This window comes from Rhodobium orientis (genome assembly GCF_003258835.1).
Lineage (GTDB): Bacteria > Pseudomonadota > Alphaproteobacteria > Rhizobiales > Rhodobiaceae > Rhodobium > Rhodobium orientis.
Genome location: NZ_NPEV01000016.1, coordinates 38,283 through 58,135 on the forward strand (window position 1 = coordinate 38,283; position 19,853 = coordinate 58,135).

A 19,853-nucleotide genomic window follows, 5' to 3' on the forward strand; every position below is an offset into this window, starting at 1 on the left:
ACATTACTTGGAGATATCGGTCCAGATGCGGGTGTAGAGCTCCATGACCTCGGGGCTGCACGGCTCGATGAAGGCGCCGGCCGCCTCAAACTCGGCCGGAACGTTCAGCTCCGGCGCGGTCTTCAGCGCCTCGTCCATGAACTCCCCGGAGCCCTTGATGCCATTGGAATATTTGGCGAAGTCCGAGATCAGCGCCGCGTTCTCCGGGTCCATGATGAAGTTCATGAACAGCTTGGCGTTTTCCGGGTTCTTGGCGTCCTTCAGGATGGCGACGGAGTCCATGAAGAAGGGGAAGCCTTCCTTCGGATAGCCGAAGGCGATGTCCGGGTTCTTCAGCCGCGAGCGCATGATGGCGCCGTTCCAGTAATAGACGGCCGAATAGTCGCCGGACGGCAGCTTCTCGGTCACGCTGTAGTCCATCGCCAGCCACTTGGTCTTGGCCGCGACCAGCTTGTCGTAGACCTTCTTCAGAAGCACCTTGTCGTCGGTGCACCACTCACCGCCGAGATATTTGATTGCCGCATACATGACGTCGTTGCGTTCCGGCGCCACGTTGATCTTGCCGGCCAGCTCCTCCGGCGGATCGAGGAAGATCGCCGAGGTGTTGATGTCGCCCTTGTAGACCGAGGTGTTGACGCCGATGCCGGTCAGGCCCCACTGCCACGGCACCGTGTAGTGACGGCCCGGATCCCAGGCGACGCCGACCCAGCGCTCGTCAACATTCTTGAAGTTTTCCATCTGGTCGGGCCGGGCTTCCAGCAAGAGGCCTTCCTTGATCCAGATCGGCACGTAGTTGGCCGAGGGCACGACGATATCGAAGCCATGTCCGCCGGCCCGCACCTTGGCGAGCGCCGTGGAATTGGAATCGTAGTCGGTGACGGTCACCTTGACGTCGTAGGCAGCCTCGAATTTCTTGATCAGTTCGGGGTTGGTGTAGTCGCCCCAGTTGAAGATGTTGAGTTCGCCCTCCGCATGGGCTGCGCTCGCGACGAGCAGCGCGCCGGCGGCGGCAAGTGCCGTTTTCAGGGAATTCATTGCGGTTCTCCTCATTTTGCCTGTCTTCTTGTTATGTGTGTTCTTGTTGTGTCGGTTCTTGTTGTCTGGCTTCTTTTTGCCGGATCGAGGCAGAGAATGGCCTCAGGTCTTCTTTCGGGTCATCAGGAAAAAGGCTGTCACGATGACCACCGAGAAAGCAAGGAAGACGGTGGCGATGGCGTTGATTTCCGGCGTCACCACGCGCCGGAGCTGACCCAGCATATAGGTCGGCAGGGTGTCCTGGCCGCCGGACTTGACGAATTCGGTAATGACGACGTCGTCGAGCGAGATGACGAAGGCGAGCATGAAGCCGGCGATGATGCCGGGGCGCAGGAGCGGCAGGGTGATATAGCGGAACGCCTTCCAGGGCGTCGCGTAAAGGTCCGCCGCCGCCACTTCCAGCGACAGATCCATGCTCTCCAGCCGCGCCCGGATCGGCAGATAGGCAAACGGCACGCAGAACGCGGTGTGGGCGGCGATCAGGTAACCGAGGCCCGAATAGTCGGTCCACACCTTGATCCGCGAAAAGACGATCAGCAGGGCGACAGCCGTGACGATCTCCGGGATCATCAGCGGCTGGTTGATCAGCGCATAGGTGAAGGTCTGGCCGCGATAGGGCCGCGTTCGCGTCGTCGCCAGCGCCGCCATGGTGGCCGCGCTGGTGGCGAGGACCGCGGCGCACACGGCGATGATGACCGAGCGCAGCGTCGCGTCCTGGACGGTATCGTTCTGCCAGGCCGACACGAACCAACGGAACGAGAACCCCTCCCACAGGGCCAGCGAGTCGCCCGCATTGAAGGCATAGACGACGAGCAGCGCCATCGGCAGGTAGAGCGCAAAGAAGCTGAACATCGCCACGAAGGCGAACCCCGGCTGCCGCCGGACGTCGAAATGCCGCTTACCTGCCACGGTCGTCGCCTCCCGCCCGCGCGGTGGCGCGCACATAGACCAGCAGCGCGACCATCACCACGACCATCAGCGTGATCGAGATCGCCGCGCCGAGCGGCCAGTTGTTGCCCTTGCCGAACTGCAGGCCGATCAGGTTGCCGAGCATCATGTTCTTGCCGCCGCCGAGCACCCTGGGCGTCACATAGGCACCGAGCGAGGGAATGAAGACCAGGATCGACCCGGCGATGATGCCGGGCTTGGTCAGCGGCAGGATGATGCGTCTCAGCACCTTGAACCGGTTCGCATAGAGGTCGTAGGCCGCCTCCACGAGCCGGAAGTCGAGCTTTTCCATGCTGGCATAGAGCGGCAGCACCATCAGCGGCAGATAGACATAGGTCATGCCGAACAGCACCGCCCAGTCCGTGTACATGATCTGGATCGGCTCGGAGATCATGCCGAGCCGCATCGCGACGGTGTTGATGACACCTTCGTTGCGGATCACCTCCTGCATGGCGAAGGTGCGGATGAGAAGGTTGGTCCAGAACGGGATCGTCACCAGGAAGACCCAGATCTCCCGGGTCTTGCGCGGCCGCGTGGCGATGAAATAGGCCGTCGGAAAGCCGAGCACGAGCGTCAGCGCAGTGGTGATGATGGACAGCCGGACCGAGCGCCAGAAGATCGACAGATGGGCGTCGGCGAAGCCGAGTTCGCCGGTGAAGATATCGTGCTGGAAGAAGACGTTGGCCCAGCCGTCGAAGGAGAAGGTCCACGGCTTGACGCCGCCATAGTCACCCTTTTCCAGGACGGAAAAGGCGAGCATGACGAAGAGCGGCCCGAACGAGGCCAGGAAGATGATGACGAGCGCCGGTGCCGACAGCAGCCAGCGCCGCATCGTTCCCCGGCGGATCGCTGCCTGTTCCACCTCATGCGGCTGCATCGGTCAGTCCTTCAGGGCCTGGGCCGCATCGGCGTGGAGCCTTACGCCGACCTGTTCGCCGATTGAAAAGCCCGATCCCTCGCCCGGCGTGTTCTGCTGGCGGACGATGAACGGAACGCCGTTGTCGAGCGTCATGTGGAAATGCGTGTCGGTGCCGAAATAGACGATGTTCTTGAGGACGCCGGTCAGGTCGGCCGGCCCGTCGCCGGGCACCAGGTCGGCATGTTCCGGCCGCACGGCAACGGTCGTGCGGCCCGCATGGAGGGCGGCATCGGGCGCCGTGGCCTTGACGGTGGCGCCGGCGTCGAGCCGGACTTCGAGAAGCCGGTCGCCCGCGACCTTCGCCTCGCCTTCCAGGAAATTGGTCTCGCCGATGAAATCGGCGACGAAACGCTCGGTCGGACGGTCGTAGATCTCGCGCGGGCTGCCGACCTGCAGGATGCGCCCCGCCGACATCACGGCGATGCGGTCGGACATGGTCAGCGCCTCTTCCTGGTCGTGGGTGACGAACACGAAGGTGATGCCGGTCTCGCCCTGCAGACGTTTCAGCTCGATCTGCATTTCCTTGCGCAGCTTGAAGTCGAGCGCCGACAGCGGCTCGTCGAGCAGCAGCACCCGGGGGTTCGGCGCAAGGGCGCGGGCGAGCGCCACGCGCTGCTGCTGGCCGCCGGATATCTGGTCGGTCAGCCGGTCCGCCATCGGCTCCATCTTCACCAGCGCCAGCATGCGCTCGACCGTCGACGCGATCTTCGTGGCCGGCCAGCCGAGCATCTCCAGCCCGAAGCTGATGTTCTTGGCGACCGTCAGATGCGGAAACAGGGCGTAGCTCTGGAACACCGTGTTGACCGGCCGGCGGAACGGCGGCAGCGCGGCGATGTCCTCACCGTCGAGCAGGATCCGCCCCTCGGTCGGAAACTCGAACCCGGCGATCAACCGCAGCAAGGTCGTCTTGCCGCAACCCGACGGGCCGAGAAGGGTGAAAAACTCGTTCTGGCGGATGCTGGCCGAGACCTTGTCGAGGGCCCGAAAGCCGCTGTCCGCTGCACCAAATACCTTCGTTACGCCGAGGACATCGATCGCAACGTTGTTCCCCCGCGTATCGCCGGTCACTTTGTATACGCCCTCACAACGCGGCGCTGCCGGAAGCCCGTCGAACCGGTCCGGGAACGCCAATTGGCGAAAACTCTATTCAATGGAATCCTGCTTCACAAGCCTGTATGCAAGGCAGGCTTGCATCTTTTTTGAGCGGGATAACGCAGTGCAGAAAGCGGATATTATTATTGAAAATGCAACGGTGCGGACAATGGACCCGGCCCGCCCCGGTGCCCAATCCCTAGCCATTTCCGGCGACAGGATCCTCGCCGTCGGCGCCCGCGAAGACGTCGCCGCCTGCCGCGGTGAAGGGACCCGAACCGTCAATGCGGGCGGGGCGACGGTGCTGCCCGGCTTCATTGAAAGCCACATGCATATCTTCCCAGGAGGCGCCCAGCTCGACCGGCTGTCGCTTGCCGGATTGCCGGACCCCGAGGCGGTCGCCAAGGCCGTGCGCGAGCGCGCCGCCACCGAGCCCGGCGACGGCCTGATCCTTGCCGAACAGGCCCATTACGCCACGCTCGGCGACGGCGTCGCGATGACCCGCCAATTGCTCGACCAGATCCTGCCCGACCGCCCGCTCGCGCTCTATGCCGGCGACCACCACACCATGTGGGCGAACACCGCCGCGCTTGAGGCCGCCGGCCTGCTTGAGGGCGCCGAGGCGCCGGCCGGCTGCGAAGTGGTGATGGGCAACGACGGCCTTGCCGGCGGCGAGTTGCGCGAATTCGAGGCCTTCAGCCCGGTCCTGGCGATGACGGCCAACGGCGGACGCGACGGCAACGGGCTAGCCAGCGGCCGCGCCCTGCCGAAAGACCCGACGGCCGAAGAGCGCGCCCGCGACCGGGAAACCATCGAGGCCGGCCTTGCCTATTGCGCCTCGCTCGGCATCACCTCGTTCCACAACATGGACGCCGACCCGCATCAGCTCGACATCCTCGGCGAGATCGACGGCGACGGCAAAATGCCGTGCCGCGCCTATATGCCGCTCAGGATGCTGCCGGGCCATCCGCTGTCCGACTTCCAGAAGGCCGTCGCCGACCGGCAGCGCTACGCCAGCGCCCACCTCAAATGCGGCTTCGTCAAGATGTTCATGGACGGCGTCATCGAGGCGACCACGGCTTTTATGCTGGACGACTATGGCGACAAGCCCGGCGTTCGAGGCGCACCGCTGTTCGAGGAGGAAGAGTTCCAGGCGTTCTGCGTCGAAGCCGACCGGCTCGGCCTGCAGATCGCCGTCCACGCCATCGGCGATGCCGCAGTGCGCCGCACCCTCGACGGCTATGCGGCCGCCCGCAAGGCAAACGGCGCCCGCGACAGCCGCCACCGCATCGAGCACATCGAAACGCTCGATCCCGCCGACCTGCCGCGGTTCCAGGAGCTCGGCGTCGTCGCCTCCATGCAGCCGACCCACGCGCCGGGCGCCTATTTCCCGTTCGAGCCGTCCGCCTCGCTGATCGGCAGGAAGCGCATGGCCCTAGCCTTTGCCTGGCAGCAACTGCGTGAGGCCGGCGCCCGGCTCTGTTTTGCCAGCGACTGGCCGGTGGCCCCGCTCGACCCGCTGATGGGCATCAAGACCGCACTGACCCGCAAGCCCGCCTTCGACGGCGCGCCGGACGAACGCCAGAGCCTCGACGATACGCTGGCGGCGTTTACCCGCGACGGCGCCTGGGTGGAATTCGCCGAAAACGAAAAGGGCATGCTGTGCCCGGGAATGCTGGCCGACATCGTCGTTCTGACCGGCGATATCAACAAGACGCCGGCCGACGAGGTCGACGGCCTCGCCGTCGCCATGACGCTCTGCGGGGGCAAGGTCACCTATGCGCGCTGACCGGCGTGACCGGGCAGTTTCTCTTAAAGACAGGCGGTCTCGGAGGCCGCTTGGCCGCCCGTCTCTCCCGGTGCGCCGCAGCTCTCGCGGATGATCAGGTCTGCGTCCATGACCATGCGGACCGGAGGGCTGGCGCGGTCGCCGGCAATCCGGTTGAAGAGCAGGCGCACCGCCGCGCAGCCGATCTCGTAGCTCGGCTGTGAGACGACCGTGAGGTGCGGATGAAAGGCGGTCGTCCAGGGAAAGTCGTCGAAGCCCACGACGGCGACGTCGTCCGGGCAGTTCAGTCCCAGATCCGCAATCGCCTGCATGATCCCGAGGGTCATGAAGTTGTTGGTGCAGAAGACCGCATCGGGCCGCGGCGAGGCCGTCAGCAGCGACAGCCCCTCCCGGTGCGCGTCCTCGACGCTGGACCGGCTGGTGCGCACATGGGCCGGATCGAACGTCATCCCCGCTTCCCGGAGCGCATCCTTGTAGCCCTCCACGCGGTCGACGATGCTGTCGGCATCGAGCTTGGCATGGGCGAGCGCGACGCGTCGCCGGCCGTGGGAGATCACATGCGAGACGATGGCGTGGGCCGCCTCCCGATTGTTGACCCGGACCGAGTCGACCTCCACCCCCTCCAGCACCCGGTCGACAAAGACGATCGGCACGCCGAAATCGATGGTGTCGCGGAACGCCTGCTCATTGCCGCCGGCCGGCGCCACGATCATGCCCTCAACCCGCTTTTCCTGCAGCACGTCGAGATAGAGACGCTCCTTCTCCGGGTCCTCGTCGGTGTTGCAGAGGATGAAGTAGTGGCCGTCGTTCCTTGCGTAGATCGTATCCTCAATGCCGCGCACCAGATCGGAGAAGTAGGGGTTGGTGATGTCGGAGATCATCACCCCGATGGTGCCGGTCTTGTTGCGGCGCAGGCTGCGGGCGATGCCGTCGCGCCGGTAGTTGAGGTCGCGGATGGCGTTCAGGACGCGCTTGCGCGTGTCGTCGGCCACGAACCGCGATCCGTTGATAACGTGCGACACCGTCGCAACCGACACGCCGGCGGCCTTCGCAACATCGCGGATCGTAGCCATCTACAAGCGGACCTTCTCAAAAAGCTTCCGGCCGGAAACCGTAACGCACCGGCAAACGATGCTGTTCAATACCTGCGCGCAGGAGGTCCGAAACGAACTGCACCGTTGCCGAGCCCATGCGGGGCGCGGCTTGCGATCCCGATCCGTGGCGGTGTTGCCATGCCGTCATGTTCGTTTCGTATCCTCGGTGTTGCGGAAAATCCGGGCCGACGCTCCCGCCGCCGGTCTTTCCTTATCATGCCGACGGCGCGTGGCCACCTTGCCGTGCCGGCGGCCCGTCCGCGGCACGGGGATTAGGGGGCAGAACGCCCGTCGAAACACCCAACATAGGCCGGGAAGCTCAAAAAGGCATATCGCCGGGGCCAAAAAGGCGACTTCTCAACAGGCAGGCGATCGAGGCATTCGCCGTACCGCCTGCCCGTCGCGTCACCGCCCTCAGCCGACCCGGGCGAACTGCTGCTCGACATAGGTAAGATTATGCTTGGCCAATCCGAGCAGATCGCCGGGAAGGTCGTTCGCCTCGACCGTCACCTGGAGCTGGTCGAGGCGCGGCGCCAGCACATCGAAGAAGCCGTCGAAATCGACGTTGCCCTTGCCGAGGATCTGGAAGTCGTCGTCGTAGTCCTTGACGTGGACATAGGTCAGGCGGTCCAGATAGGTCTTGGCGACGCGCACCGGATCGCCGCCCGCGGCAATTATATGCGCCGTGTCGATGCACAGATTGATGCCGGTCAGCTTCATGATCCGCGCGATCTCTTCCTCGGTCTGGATCAGCGAATCCAGATGGTGATGGAAGCTGGCTACCAGCCCGTTGGACCGCGCCAGGGCGTCGAACCGGTCGAGGCCGCGCGCCAGCCGGTCGAAATCGCTGTCCCGGATGCCGTCATGCCTCAGCGCCCCGCCGCCGACATTGATGTACGGCGCCCCGAACATCTTGGCGAACTCGACCGCCAGGGTCATCTTGTAGAACTCTTCTTCGATGATTTCGTCGAAGATGAAGTTCGCGGCCGTATAGACGCCGATCAGCTTGAGGTCGTATTTCGCCAGCATGTCGCGGAAATTGTCCGGATCGTCGCGGTATTTGGACAGGTTGCCGTCGAACATCTCGATGCATTTGAACCCGGCGCCGGAAATGTCGCGCATCGCGTCCTCGTCGGACCCCGTCGAGATGTAGAAGAGGTCCTTAATCGACGGCACGCCGACGTGATATCCCGCGCACAGGCCCCAAGCATTCGTCATATATCCAACATCGGCCATCATCAGCTCCCTTAGAATTCGCTGCGCTGAAGGCGCGCCGCAGAGCCGCGACGCGCCCGCGCAACCCCATTGAAATCAGCGCTTGCGCGCGCTCAGTCCGAGCGCGGCCGCCAGAATGACGATCATGCCGCGGACGATGATCTGCTGGCTGACGCTCAGCCCCAGGATGATCAGCCCGTTGTTGATCACCCCGATCAGCAGCGAGCCGACGACCGCGCCGACGACTCGCGCCGTGCCGCCGTAAAGATTGGTGCCGCCGAGCACGACCGCGGCGATGACCGTCAACTCGTCGCCCTCGCCGAAGGTGAAGCGCCCGGCCTGCATGCGGCCTGCATAGAGAATGCCGGCAAAGGCTGCGGCCGCGCCCGTCAGGCACATCGCCAGCATCTTCACCCGTTCCACGTTGATGCCGCTGTAGCGCGCGCCGGTCTCGTTGCCGCCGACCGCCAGGATCTTCTTGCCGAACGGCGTCTGGTGCATGACGAACACGCCGGCGATCAGCACCACCGCCGTCCAGATCAACAGGATCGGAATGCCGGCGACCGTCCCCAGACCGAAGATGACGTTGTAGTCCTTGTCCATGATCGGGACGGCCATCGTGTTGGTGATCCACATCGCCAGTCCCTTGGCGATGCCCATCATGCCGAGTGTGACAAGGAAGGCCGGAACGCCGACCTTGGTCGCGAGCAGGCCGTTGGTGGCGCCGATCAGGGTGCCGACAAAAAGGCCGACGAGGACCGAAAGAACGAGACTGTCGGTTTCCCTGAGGCAGAGCGCGACCACGAGCGAACTGAGCGCCGCGATGGAGCCGACCGACAGGTCGATCTGCCCGCTGGCAATAACGAATGTCATCGCCACCGCCATGATCGAGATGATCGCCGTCTGGCGGGCGATATTCAGGATGTTGACGACCGACAGGAACCGGTCACCCAACGTGAAGATGAAGAATATGACGACGATGACAAAGGCAAAATAGACGATATTCTCCTGAATATTGATCTTGGACGCGCCCCGGATCAGCCGTTCCATGTGATTACCCTTGTATGGCATGCTGGATTTCCTCCTCGGACTGAATGGCGTCTCTTTTCAGACTTCGGACCACCCTGCCGTCATTCAGCACAAGTATTCTGTCGCAGACGGCAAGGAGTTCCGCGATCTCCGAGGAGACGAGAATTGCGCTCGTGCCGCCCAGCGACAGTTTTCTGACGAAGTTGATGATTTCCGCCTTCGAGGCGATGTCGACGCCGGCGGTCGGCTCATTCAAGAGCAGGATGTCGGGATGGGTATTCAGCCATTTCGACAACAGGACCTTCTGCTGATTGCCGCCGGACAGCATTCCCACGATCGTATCGATGGATCCGGTCTTGATGGAATGCTCAGAAACACTTTGCTCGACGATCTCGACCGCCTTCTTGTTCTGAAGGAGCCCGTTCTTGGTCACCTTGTTGAGGCTGGCGATCAGGATGTTGTCCTTGACGCTGTGAATGAGGGCGAGGCCCTTGCGGCGCCGGTCTTCGGGCACGAGGGCAATGTTCTCCCCGATCGCATCCTTGATGCTGGCGATCTGGACGTCCTTGCCCTTGATCCTGAGGCGCCCGCCCGACGCCTTCCTGAGGCCGAAGAGAATTTCCAGGAGTTCGGTGCGCCCGCTGCCGATCAGGCCGGCAATGCCGAGCACTTCGCCCGCATTCAGCGAGAAGCTGACGTCGGAGAGGATCTTGCCTGAAAGATTTTCGACCTCCAGCCTGACCTCGTCGCCGACCGGCACGTCGCGCGGCGTCCATTCGAAATTGCGTTCCGCCGCCTTGCCGATCATGGCGTCGATGACGGCGCCGATATCGAGGTCTTCCGTCTTCGCCGTCATGACTTTCCGGCCGTCCTTCAGGACGGTGATCCGGTCGGAGATGTCGAATATCTCCTTCATGCGGTGGGAGATGTAGACGATCGACACGCCCCGCGATTTGAGCAGGCGAATGAGTTCGAAGAGCTTGTCCACTTCGCTCGAGGTGAGCGAGGCCGTCGGCTCGTCGAACACCAGGATCGAGGCCTGCGCCGACAGCGCCTTGGCGATCTCCACGAGCTGGCAGTATCCGACGCTGAGGTCGACGATCTTCTGGTCCGGCGTCAGGTCGATGCCCAACTCGTCCAGCAGCGCCTTCGTCTTGGAGACGATCTGCGCCTTGTCGATCGTTCCCCGGCGCATCGGCTCGTAATTGAGGAAGATATTTTCCGCCACCGTCAGGTAGGGAATGAGGCTGAGCTCCTGGTAGACCATCCGGATGCCGTTCTTCATGGCATCGGTCGGATTGCGGATCGCCCCCACCTTGTCGGCAACCTTGATGACCCCGGCATCGGCCTGGTAGACGCCGGTCAGGATCTTCATGAGAGTCGATTTTCCGGCGCCGTTACCGCCGACCAGGGCATGCACCTCGCCTTCGACGAGGTCGAAATCCACATCGTCCAGCGCCTTCACGCCGCCGAACGACTTGCTCATGCCCTCAAGCTCTAGCGTTTGATGTGTCACCGATACCACCGCCTGAAATATGTTGGCTGTCCGGTCCGGGTGCGCGGGCGGTAAGAAGGCCCGCGCACCCGGTATGCCGTTCGCTTGTGCCGGAGGTTATTTCATCAGCTCGGCGATATTGTCCGGCGCCGGCTCGTGATACGCCTCTTCCCAGGCCTTCAACAGGTTCGCCCGGACCACCGGCAGCGGCGGCACGGCGACGAACTCCGGCGCCTTCTTGTCGATCAGCGCATAGGCCGCCGTCGTGGCGATGGCGACGCCCTGGTCGTAGGGACGCTGGGCGCCGAGGCCCTTGATCATCCCGTCTTCGGCGATGATCCGGGCCGCATTGGCGCCGAGGTCGATCGTGGTGACGATGAGATCGCCGCGTCCGGCCGACTTTGCCGCCGCGATGGTGCCTTCGGCCGGGATGTCCCAGACCGCAAAGATCCCGTCGATCTGCGGATGATTGACCAGGATGCCGTCGACCACTTCCGTGACCCTGTTCTGGTCGGTGAAGCCGCCCTCGGCGACCACCTTGATGTTCGGATATTTCTCGGCGATCCGGTCCTTGAAGCCGTCGGCCCGCTGGTCGGTCACCCAGAAATTGGCGTCGAAGAAGACGACACCGACCTCGCCTTCACCGCCGATGGCCTCGGCCATGATGTCGGCGGCGGCAGCGCCGTTGCCGTAGTTGTCGGCGGCGATGCAGCTCACATAGTCCTTGCCGGCGACCATGCCGTGGGCGATGTTTTCAACGAAGACGAGCTTGGCGCCCTGCGCGGCGGCGGCGCGGTAGCTCGCGGCGGTGGAGATCGGATCGATCGGCGTGCTCAGCAGCAGATCGGGCTGCAGGGCCATCAGGCTTTCGATGTTGCTGACCTGGGTCTCGACCTTCATCTGCGCGTCGGTGACGCCGACCAGCTCGACCCCCAGTTCATTGAAGGTATCCTTGATCGCGGCCAGTTCGGTCGTGGTCATTTCGTTGGAGAGCATGTGGAAGGCGAAGGCGACCTTGAACTTGCCGTCCTTCAGCTTCTGCCGGTCCTCGGCGGTCAGCTCCAGCGAGTTCGCGGACGCCGCCGGCTCGCCGTTCGGACCCGTGCTCTTCAGGTCTTCGGTGGAATATTCCGGAACGGAGAGTTCCTTGGCGACAGGGCTCTGCATCGCCATCGCCGAAGCAAACAGAATGCCTGCTGTAACTGCTAGATACTTTTTCATCTTGGCACCTCCTTTGAATGTTGTTCCCCGCCTGGTTTTTGTTGCGACGGGATTTATTGTGGACCCGAAGGGTTCGGGTCCTTCTTCGCCCCCTTTTTCATCGTCACCCCACGAGGGGCTTCAGATACTCGTAGGCGCTGCGCGCCACATAGTCGGGATCGACGTCCCGCCTGTTGAAGCCGATCTCCATTGTGACGTAGCCCTTGAAGTCGATTTCCTTCAGCGCAGCGACCAGCGCCTCGTAGTCGACCTTGCCGGATGCGCTCGGCGCGTTCCGGTTGGTGTCCGACAGGTGGATGTGGTGCAGGTCTGCGCCCATCCTGTAGGCGTAGTCGGTCGGCACCTCGCTGCGATAGAGCACGTGGATGGTGTCGAACATCAGCTTGACGTTCGGCGCTCCGACCTCGCGCATCATCCGGATCGCGTCGTCGCAGGACTCCACCAGATTGCTGTCCATGGAGGTCGGCTCGATGGCCACCGTCACGCCCATGTCCGCGGCCTTGGCCGCGATCGTCCTCAGCGCCTCACGGCTCCATTCCCAGGCCTGGTCGGTGGTCGTGCCGAACACCTGCCAGCCGGCGACGTAAAGAAGGGTCTTGCCGCCAAGGTCGGCGCACAGCCGTGCCACCTTCACATACTGGTCGATGGCGTTCGCGCGTTCCGCTTCAAGCGGCGAGGAAACGTTGAAGCCGGGCCCGCCGCCGGGCGCCGGCAGCATGCTGGAACAGGCAATCCCGTTGGCATCGAGCACCGCCTTGATCTCCTGGCGCCGGTCGGCGTCGATGTAATCCGGATAGGCGTGCGGCGCGGCGGCGCCGATTTCGATGCCGTCATAGCCGATCCTGGCGAGCCGCCGGATCGTCTCGTCGAGCGGATAGGACGGCACCCAGACCGGAAAGCTGGAGTAGACCCAGGTATTGAACGACAGTTTCATTGTTCTTTTCCTCCCATGCGGCGCCCTAGAGCGTTTCGGCCAGTTGGTAGGCTTCCAGGATGTTGCTCTGGATCAGCCGTGGCGCGACGCAGTCGCCGACTCTTTCTATGCGGACGGACTTGAACTCCTGATGTTTCTTCAGCGCGACGTAGAGATCGTCGCGCGACCTGCGGCCGATCACCGGAACCACCCAGTCGACCTCTTCGATGGCGCCCTCGTTGCCGGGAATGAGGAGATACTGGCCCCAGCCGATCGCGTCCTCGGAGGAAAACACCTGCGCGGTGCGGACCCGGCCGGGCTCGATGGCGGTGACGACCGTCGAGGTGACGAGGGAAAGCCCCTTGATGGCCGCCCGCCGGAAGAACAGCGTGCGCGTCCCGTCTTCCAGTTCGGACCCGACGACCTCATAGGACGCCACCACGGTGACCCGGCAGCCGTTGTCGGCGAGGAACTCGGCAGTGCCGGCGGCCTCCCAGTGTCCGTTGCCGTCGATCACCACCACATGGCCGGAGGGCATCACGTCGCCGGCGAGCACCCTGTCGACGGAGACGACATGGTCGAGATCAAGGCCCGGCGTGTCCGGCAGGACCTGCCGTCCCTCCACTTCCGCGGCGAACGGCACGCCGTTGCGTCCGGGAAGGTTGGAGGCCGAGCCGGTGGCGACCACGATGGTGTCGCAGCCGAGTTCGGCAAGCGCCTCCGGCGTCGCCTCGACGCGCCGCCGCACATCGACGCCGAGGTCGCCGAGAACGGCTTCCAGATGGCTCGTCACCTCGCCGATATCCTCGTGCTCCGGCTGCTTCATGGCGAGGCGGATGAGGCCGCCGAGCGTGCCGTCGCGTTCCAGAAGCATCACCTGGTGCCCGCGCCGCGCCGCGATCTCAGCCACCTTCATGCCGGTCAGGCCGCCGCCGACGACGGCAATGCGGTGCTTTTGCTCGGCCGGCACAAGGTCGCGGTCGTTCAGCGTTGCCTCGCGCCCGGCGCTCGGGTTCTGGATGCAGCGAATGCCCTTTTCCTGGCCGACCTGATGGATGCAGGCGTCGTTGCAGGCAATGCAGATGCGGATGAGATGGCCGCGTCCGGTCCTCAGCTTTTCCACGGTCTCCGGATCGGCCACCAGTTGCCGCGCCAGCCCGATCATGTCGGCATGGCCGTCGCGGATCATCGCTTCGCCGCGCGAGGGCGGCGTGATCCGCCCGAAGGCGACCACCGGCAGCTCCGTCGCCTGCTTCAGGGCGACGTTGAGCCGATCGAATTCCTCCGAGGCGACCGCCGCCGGCGGGATTTCCATCCAGTAGCTGGAAAACGAGCCGGCGTCGGCGTTGAAATAGTCGACGAGCCCCGTCGCCTCGAGCGCGGCAACCATCTTCAGGCCGTAGTCCAGATCGTAGCCGAACGGCGTGAACTCATCGAGGCAGATGCGCACACCGAGGGGCACCGACGGGCCGGTCGCGGCCTTGATCGCTTCCATGACCTCGATCGAAAGCCGCATCCGGTTCGCAAAGCTGCCGCCCCAGCGGTCCGTCCGGCGGTTGAAATAGGGCGAGGCGAAGGAGCGAAGGAGGCCGTCATGGGCGATCTTGATCTCGATACCGTCGTGGCCGGCCGCCATGACGTTGCGCGCCGCCGCCGCGAAGCCGGCGATGACCGCGGCGATATCGTCCTCGTCCACCGCCTTGGTGTTGAAGTGGCTCGAAGGCTCCGGCATCTGCGTCGGCGCCCACATGATATGGGGCGGGCGCATCAAGGAGGTGTGGCCGCCATGGGTGAGCTGGCTGAACAGCTTGGCACCGTGCGCGTGCACGGCCTCTGCGATGTCGCTGAGGCCGGGGATGACGGCGGGGTCCCAGGCATTGAGGAACCGGTCCGACATCTTGCCCGTGGGGTGGATCGCCTGGCTTTCCATGACGATCAGTCCTACTCCCCCACGGGCCCGCTCGCGGTGATACGCGGTGAGGGCCGGCGACGGCATGCCCTCCAGGGTTCCAAGCGCTGTGAAATGCGGCTGGAACACGAAACGATTTCGTATCTCGACCGCCCCTAAGCGGAACGGACTGAACAAGAGGGGGAAACGTGTTGCCGGATCAGACATGTCGACCGGTGTCCGTTATCCTCTCGTAGCGGCCGAAAAGGCGCTACGTAATCGTTTCAATCACCTGACAACCGAAGCCGCGCCTGTTTACGTGATTCAAGGGATGTCAGGATGCTGGCTTCAGGAGACGTCCGCACTCGTTCCGGAGTGGGCCGACCGGGCCATGGCGTCGAGGACGCGCATATTGGCGACGGAGTCCTCCAGCGGCAGCGGAGCCGGCTTGCCCTCGAGGATCGCCTCGGAGAAGGCCTGCACCATCAGGCTATACTGGTCGACCGCGGCAATGGTCTCCTCCTGGCGCCCGCCGTCGCCGTCGCACAGGATGACGAGGGTCTCCGACACCCGGGTGTCCAGACCCGGAATGATGCCGCGCGGCACCTCGATCGAGCCCTTGTTGCCGACCACCGTGTAGGAGCCCTGGGAATTGCCGGAGAACGAGCAACTGACGATGCCCTTGCGGCCCTCCGCGAACTCCAGGATCGCGGCCAGGTTGGTGTCGACACCGAAGCGCGGATCCACATGCCAGCGCACGGTCGCCGTCAACGGCTCCTCGCCGAACACCATCCGGCAGACGCTGACGACGTAGCAGCCCATGTCGAGAAGGGCGCCGCCGCCGAGCTCCGGAATGAAGCGGACGTTGGAGGCATCCGGCGGGCTCATCATGTCGACGCAGAGATGCGCGCGGACTTCCTGGATATCGCCGATGGCGTCCTCGGCAATGAGTTGCTTGACCCGGGCATGCTGGGGATGGAAGCGGTACATGAACCCTTCCATCATCGGCCGCCCCACCTTCTTGGACTGTTCCAGGAGCTGGATGGCCTCGTCGGCATTCATCGCCAGCGGCTTTTCGCAGAGCACCGCCTTGCCGGCGTCGAGCGCCTTGCCCGCCCATTCGGCATGCAGGCTGTTCGGCAGCGGAATGTAGACCGCATCAATATCGGGATCGTTGATCAGCGCGTCGTAGTCGAGCACGCGGATGCCCGGAAGACCCATGCTTTCCGGCTTCACCTCGGTAGGGCGGCGCGAGGCCACCGCGACGAGCGATGCGTTTTTTGCAGATTGAATGGCCGGTATCAGGGCCATCTTTGCGATGCCCGCAAATCCGAGCACACCCCAGCGTACTGAACGGTCCATGATACCCCCTCCCGTGGGTTTCCGCATGCTGAGCGGAGGGTCCGTGAATATGTTCGTCATTAGTGACGTAAACGATTACGTCGACAGTAGAGGCGTGCATTTATCGCGTCAACAGCAAAACTTTTTCGCCTCAGGAAGGGGCGGCGCGTACAGGAAACCGGGCGCGCAGCGGCGCCCGCACCGACCGGAATCGGCCCGGCGGCCCGTTCTGCGCGGAAATACGGCGCGCATTGACGGACGCAGTCGCCGGCGCCTGGCCGAGCGACATGTTCTTCCGGTTGCCGAGGGTGTGAGGGACAGTCCGGCGCGACCTGCCAATATGTCGCGGCCGACCGTTTCGGCGGCCCACCCCGTCGGGCAGGCGGCGTCGCGCCGACGCATTCGGTAGCAGCAGAGAAAACGGGAGGCCGCGCACGGCCTCCCCGTCATGCGGCAGGCGGTGCTCCTGCCGGCATCGAGGGCTCGGGAACCGCGAACGGCCCCGAGCCGGTTCGCATCAGGCGGCGAGATCGTACGCCAGGAAGGGCTTGATGCGATCCGTATCGACTTCCACGCCGAGGCCGGGCTCGCGCGGGACCTCGAGCACGCCGTTGCGGATTCGCTCCTCCGGCGGGTTTTTCAGCACCTGGACGTACTCGTTGACCTCCGGGAAGTAGGGATAGGTCTCCAGAGGCATCGGCGCCGCCGTCGCCAGCCAGGCCTGCATGGAGACCGCCGTGCACAGGGACGAGGCGCAGTTGTGCGGCGAGACGCGGGCATTGTAGGCCTCGGCCATCGCCGCGATCTGCACCAGTTCGAAGATGCCGCCGCAATTGCCGACATCCGGCATGACGATGTCGACGCCACCGGTCTCCAAAAGGTTCCGGAACCCGCTGCGGGTGTAGATGCGCTCGCCCGCCGCGATCGGCACGCTCCAGCGCCCCTTCAGGTCCTTCAGGCCGCCGAAATTGTACGGATCGAGCGGTTCCTCGACCCAGGAAACGCCGATCTCCTCGCACACCGACATGAACCGGATCAACTGGTCGTTGTTCATGCCGCCGCTGAGGTCCAGCAGGATCTCCGCGTCGTCGCCGACGACCTTCTTCAGCGTGCGGACGCGCTGGATGGCGACGTCGAACGCCTCCGCGGAGAGCGCGCGCCGCGTGACATGGCGCAGCGTCCCGCTCGGCTGACGGTTGGCCAGCGGATAGGTCTTCAGGATCTTGTATCCCTCTTTCAAGGGACGTTCGGCCGCGCGCGCCCATTCCAGCACGTCGTCATGGCGGTAGTTCCAGCCATTGGCGTAGACCGGAATGTTGTCGTGAAAGGCACCGCCGAACAGCTCCCAGACGGGAACGCCGAGCGCCTTCGCCTTGATGTCCCAGAGCGCCTGGTCGATGGCGCTGAGGGCGGCAAAGACGATCGCCCCGCCGCCCTTGGTCCAGAACGAGTGATCGTAGATCTCGTGGTAGACGTTGCGCGGAAACGACGGATCGGCGCCGATGACCTTGGGCGCGAAGTCGGCCAGCATGCCGGCAGCGCCCTTGGCGCCGATGCCGTAAGCGACCGCAGCCTCGCCCCAGCCGCTGATCCCCTCGTCGGTCACGAGTTCGACGAGGACCGGATGAAGCTCACCCTTGGTGATGCAATAGACTTTCATGTTCACGACACGCACGTCGAATTTACCCTTCTGTTTTTCTGGATGTAGAAATAGCCGGCGATCGGGATGAACAGCGCCAGGCCAACGACGTCGGAAGTGGTTCCGGGAGCGGTGATCGTAAGGCCGGTCAGGAAGACGATCGCGGCCTGCCAGGTCTTCAGCGTCCCGAACAGGTAGCGCGACAGGCCCGCCGACATGACGATGACGCCGATCGCACATGTGCTGCCGTCCTGGATGAGGCTCCGCCAGGTGAAGCCGTCGGTGACCAGCAGCAGCGACGGGGCGTAGCAAAAGACCATCGGCACGACGATCTTGCCGATGCCGAGCTTGAAGGCCTCGACGCCGGTCCGGAACGGTGGCGATTGCGCGATGGCGGCAGCCGCGAACGCCGTGGTGCAGACGGGCGGAGTCAGCTCGGCGATGATGCCGTAGTAGAAGACGAACATGTGCGAGGCGATCGGCGGCACGCCGAGCTGGGAAAGCGTCGGCTGAGCAACGGTCGCCAGCAGGATGTAGAGGGCGGTCGTCGGCAGCCCCGCCCCCATCATGATGCAGACGATGGCGATCAGGACGAGCGACAGGAACATCTGTATGTCGGGGACCGCCAGCGGCAGCAGCACGTGCAGGGAATCCGCCATTTGCGCCGCGCCGTTGGTCACCATGAAGCCGACGCGGAAGCCGACGCCGGTGGTGTTGATGACGCCGACGGTGATCCCCACCACCGCCGCTGCAACGCCGACGACGACCGAATATTTCGCACCGACCGCGAGCGCATCCGCCAGTTGGCCGATCGGCTGCGGATCGTCGCTGCGCCAGGCGGCGATGATCGATGCCGCGACGAGGAACAGGGTCACCGGCAGCCCGAAAGAGCCGTCGAGACCCTTTGCGACGACGAAGGCAATGAACCCGGCATTGAGCAGGAGCGTCACGGGCCGCCGCCAGGAGGTGAACCCGAACAGCGCCGCAACGGAGATACCGACGAAGGCCGACATGTAGGGCGTGTAGCCGGAGAACAGGATGATCAAGAGGGCCGCCAGCGGGAACACATGCCGCCAGCCGCGGCGCCAGACCCCAACGACGTCCGAGAGCCGGCTCGTCGCATCGGGCGCAAGGCCAAGCCGGAGCGCCGTGAAATGCACCTGTGCATAGACGCCCGTGTAGTGCATCAGCGAGGGTACAATCGCCGCAATGACGATGGTCGTGTAGGGGACCTCGAGGAACTCGGCCATGATGAAGGCGGCCGCCCCCATCAGCGGCGGCGTGATCTGCCCGCCGGCGCTGGCGGCGGCCTCGACGGCCGCGGCGAACATGCCCGGATAGCCGAGGCGTTTCATGTTCGGGATGGTCAGCGAGCCGGTCGAGACCGTGTTGGCGATGGCCGAACCGGAAATCGAGCCGAACAGCGCCGACGAGATCACGCTGACCTTGGCCGGGCCGCCGATCTGCCGGCCGGCGATGGCGTGCGCGGTGTCGATGAAGAACTCGCCGAGGCCCGTGCGCTGGGCGATCACGCCGAAGATGACGAACTGGATGACGATCGTCGAGACGACCCAGACCGGCAGTCCGAATATGCCCTCGGACGGGAAATAGATGTTGTTGACGAACTGGCGCCAGTCGACGCCCGGATGCTTGAGGATGTCGATCGGAATGCTGGGGCCGAACAGGGCATAGCCGATGGCACAGAAGGAAATGATCGGCAGCGCCCAGCCCAGCGCCCGACGCGACATCTCGATGGTGATGGCGATGAGGACGGTGCCGAAGAACAAATCGAAGGCGTTCGGATTGCCCTGCCTGAGCGTCTGCGGCGAGATCTGGTAGGAGAGCGCGCCGAAGCCGATGGTGCCGCCGCGCCAGAACATCGGCAGATAGAGAAGCGCGGCGATCGCCAGCGCCATCAGGACGATGTCATAGACGGGGATGCGGTTCGGCCCCTCGCCGGGCCGCTCCGGGCGGACCAGCGGATAGTAGGCGAACGCAAAGATAGCAATGCCGCAAAGGTGCAGGGCGATGTGAAGGCGTTGCACCGGAACGCCGAACCCGGCCCCCGCAATGTGGTAGACCGCGAAGACCAGCGCCAGGACCCAGAGCACGTTCCGCACGCGCGGGCCCGGCCGCCGGATTTCCGAAAAGTCTTCTGTGTCCAGATGTTGACCGGGCATGGAATGATCGCTCTAGGCCGTTTCGAAACGCGCGGCGGCGGAAAGGCGCCGCGCC

The 19,853-nt window shown here is 64.3% G+C and carries 15 protein-coding genes; 1 reads left to right on the forward strand and 14 read right to left on the reverse strand.

Annotation, left to right across the window (positions count from 1 at the left end):
- Positions 1-3 precede the first annotated feature (3 nt).
- The 4 genes from CH339_RS09625 to CH339_RS09640 all read right to left on the reverse strand — a co-directional run bounded on the left by CH339_RS09625 (position 4) and on the right by CH339_RS09640 (position 3,970).
- Complete coding sequence (locus CH339_RS09625) at positions 4-1,035, reverse strand: extracellular solute-binding protein (protein WP_111434137.1); 1,032 nt, start codon at positions 1,033-1,035, stop codon at positions 4-6.
- Between the two features lie 102 nt (positions 1,036-1,137).
- A complete protein-coding gene (locus CH339_RS09630; RefSeq protein ID WP_244669123.1) occupies positions 1,138-1,887 on the reverse strand; it encodes an ABC transporter permease in 750 nt (249 codons plus the stop codon).
- A 46-nt stretch (positions 1,888-1,933) separates the two neighbouring features.
- Positions 1,934-2,860: an ABC transporter permease gene (locus tag CH339_RS09635; protein ID WP_111434139.1), complete on the reverse strand. Its 927-nt coding sequence runs from the start codon at positions 2,858-2,860 to the stop codon at positions 1,934-1,936.
- Between the two features lie 3 nt (positions 2,861-2,863).
- Positions 2,864-3,970 (reverse strand): ABC transporter ATP-binding protein, encoded by a 1,107-nt coding sequence (locus CH339_RS09640; RefSeq protein WP_111434140.1) that lies wholly within the window; start codon positions 3,968-3,970, stop codon positions 2,864-2,866.
- 193 nt (positions 3,971-4,163) lie between these two features.
- Here CH339_RS09640 and CH339_RS09645 point away from each other — a divergent pair, with 193 nt between their 5' ends.
- Positions 4,164-5,783 (forward strand): amidohydrolase, encoded by a 1,620-nt coding sequence (locus CH339_RS09645; protein ID WP_244669108.1) that lies wholly within the window; start codon positions 4,164-4,166, stop codon positions 5,781-5,783.
- Positions 5,784-5,806: 23 nt separating this feature from the next.
- Here CH339_RS09645 and CH339_RS09650 read toward each other — a convergent pair whose 3' ends face one another.
- From CH339_RS09650 to CH339_RS09695, 10 genes are all read right to left on the reverse strand, one after another.
- Positions 5,807-6,856 carry a LacI family DNA-binding transcriptional regulator gene (locus CH339_RS09650; RefSeq protein ID WP_111434142.1) on the reverse strand — a complete coding sequence of 350 codons (1,050 nt, stop codon included), beginning with the start codon at positions 6,854-6,856 and terminating at the stop codon, positions 5,807-5,809.
- A 435-nt stretch (positions 6,857-7,291) separates the two neighbouring features.
- Positions 7,292-8,053 carry a sugar phosphate isomerase/epimerase family protein gene (locus CH339_RS09655; RefSeq protein WP_170138461.1) on the reverse strand — a complete coding sequence of 254 codons (762 nt, stop codon included), beginning with the start codon at positions 8,051-8,053 and terminating at the stop codon, positions 7,292-7,294.
- A 135-nt stretch (positions 8,054-8,188) separates the two neighbouring features.
- The gene (locus tag CH339_RS09660) at positions 8,189-9,163 is read right to left on the reverse strand and encodes an ABC transporter permease (RefSeq protein WP_111434144.1); all 975 of its coding nucleotides are present in this window, start codon (positions 9,161-9,163) and stop codon (positions 8,189-8,191) included.
- On the reverse strand, positions 9,147-10,607 hold the full coding sequence (locus CH339_RS09665) for a sugar ABC transporter ATP-binding protein (protein WP_111434145.1): 1,461 nt from the start codon (positions 10,605-10,607) through the stop codon (positions 9,147-9,149). Before CH339_RS09665 ends, CH339_RS09660 begins: the two co-directional genes overlap by 17 nt.
- A 126-nt stretch (positions 10,608-10,733) precedes the next feature.
- The gene (locus CH339_RS09670) at positions 10,734-11,837 is read right to left on the reverse strand and encodes a substrate-binding domain-containing protein (protein WP_111434146.1); all 1,104 of its coding nucleotides are present in this window, start codon (positions 11,835-11,837) and stop codon (positions 10,734-10,736) included.
- A 103-nt stretch (positions 11,838-11,940) separates the two neighbouring features.
- Entirely contained in the window at positions 11,941-12,771 is an 831-nt protein-coding gene (locus tag CH339_RS09675) for a sugar phosphate isomerase/epimerase family protein (protein ID WP_111434147.1), read from the reverse strand.
- Positions 12,772-12,796: 25 nt separating this feature from the next.
- Complete coding sequence (locus CH339_RS09680; protein ID WP_111434148.1) at positions 12,797-14,866, reverse strand: oxidoreductase; 2,070 nt, start codon at positions 14,864-14,866, stop codon at positions 12,797-12,799.
- A 120-nt stretch (positions 14,867-14,986) separates the two neighbouring features.
- Positions 14,987-16,000 (reverse strand): Gfo/Idh/MocA family protein, encoded by a 1,014-nt coding sequence (locus tag CH339_RS09685; protein WP_170138462.1) that lies wholly within the window; start codon positions 15,998-16,000, stop codon positions 14,987-14,989.
- Positions 16,001-16,496: 496 nt separating this feature from the next.
- Positions 16,497-17,639 carry a mandelate racemase/muconate lactonizing enzyme family protein gene (locus tag CH339_RS09690; protein WP_207189615.1) on the reverse strand — a complete coding sequence of 381 codons (1,143 nt, stop codon included), beginning with the start codon at positions 17,637-17,639 and terminating at the stop codon, positions 16,497-16,499.
- A 2-nt stretch (positions 17,640-17,641) separates the two neighbouring features.
- Entirely contained in the window at positions 17,642-19,798 is a 2,157-nt protein-coding gene (locus CH339_RS09695) for a TRAP transporter permease (RefSeq protein ID WP_111434151.1), read from the reverse strand.
- Between the last annotated feature and the right edge of the window lie 55 nt (positions 19,799-19,853).

Excerpts from the sequence above, each read along its gene's own strand:
- CH339_RS09625 (WP_111434137.1), bottom strand. The coding sequence starts at position 1,035 with ATGAATTCCCTGAAAACGGCACTTGCCGCCGCCGGCGCGCTGCTCGTC.
- CH339_RS09630 (WP_244669123.1), bottom strand. The coding sequence starts at position 1,887 with ATGTTCAGCTTCTTTGCGCTCTACCTGCCGATGGCGCTGCTCGTCGTC.
- CH339_RS09635 (WP_111434139.1), bottom strand. The coding sequence starts at position 2,860 with ATGCAGCCGCATGAGGTGGAACAGGCAGCGATCCGCCGGGGAACGATG.
- CH339_RS09645 (WP_244669108.1), top strand. The coding sequence starts at position 4,164 with ATGGACCCGGCCCGCCCCGGTGCCCAATCCCTAGCCATTTCCGGCGAC.
- CH339_RS09650 (WP_111434142.1), bottom strand. The coding sequence starts at position 6,856 with ATGGCTACGATCCGCGATGTTGCGAAGGCCGCCGGCGTGTCGGTTGCG.
- CH339_RS09660 (WP_111434144.1), bottom strand. The coding sequence starts at position 9,163 with ATGCCATACAAGGGTAATCACATGGAACGGCTGATCCGGGGCGCGTCC.
- CH339_RS09665 (WP_111434145.1), bottom strand. The coding sequence starts at position 10,607 with ATGAGCAAGTCGTTCGGCGGCGTGAAGGCGCTGGACGATGTGGATTTC.
- CH339_RS09670 (WP_111434146.1), bottom strand. The coding sequence starts at position 11,837 with ATGAAAAAGTATCTAGCAGTTACAGCAGGCATTCTGTTTGCTTCGGCG.
- CH339_RS09675 (WP_111434147.1), bottom strand. The coding sequence starts at position 12,771 with ATGAAACTGTCGTTCAATACCTGGGTCTACTCCAGCTTTCCGGTCTGG.
- CH339_RS09680 (WP_111434148.1), bottom strand. The coding sequence starts at position 14,866 with ATGTCTGATCCGGCAACACGTTTCCCCCTCTTGTTCAGTCCGTTCCGC.
- CH339_RS09685 (WP_170138462.1), bottom strand. The coding sequence starts at position 16,000 with ATGGACCGTTCAGTACGCTGGGGTGTGCTCGGATTTGCGGGCATCGCA.
- CH339_RS09690 (WP_207189615.1), bottom strand. The coding sequence starts at position 17,639 with ATGAAAGTCTATTGCATCACCAAGGGTGAGCTTCATCCGGTCCTCGTC.
- CH339_RS09695 (WP_111434151.1), bottom strand. The coding sequence starts at position 19,798 with ATGCCCGGTCAACATCTGGACACAGAAGACTTTTCGGAAATCCGGCGG.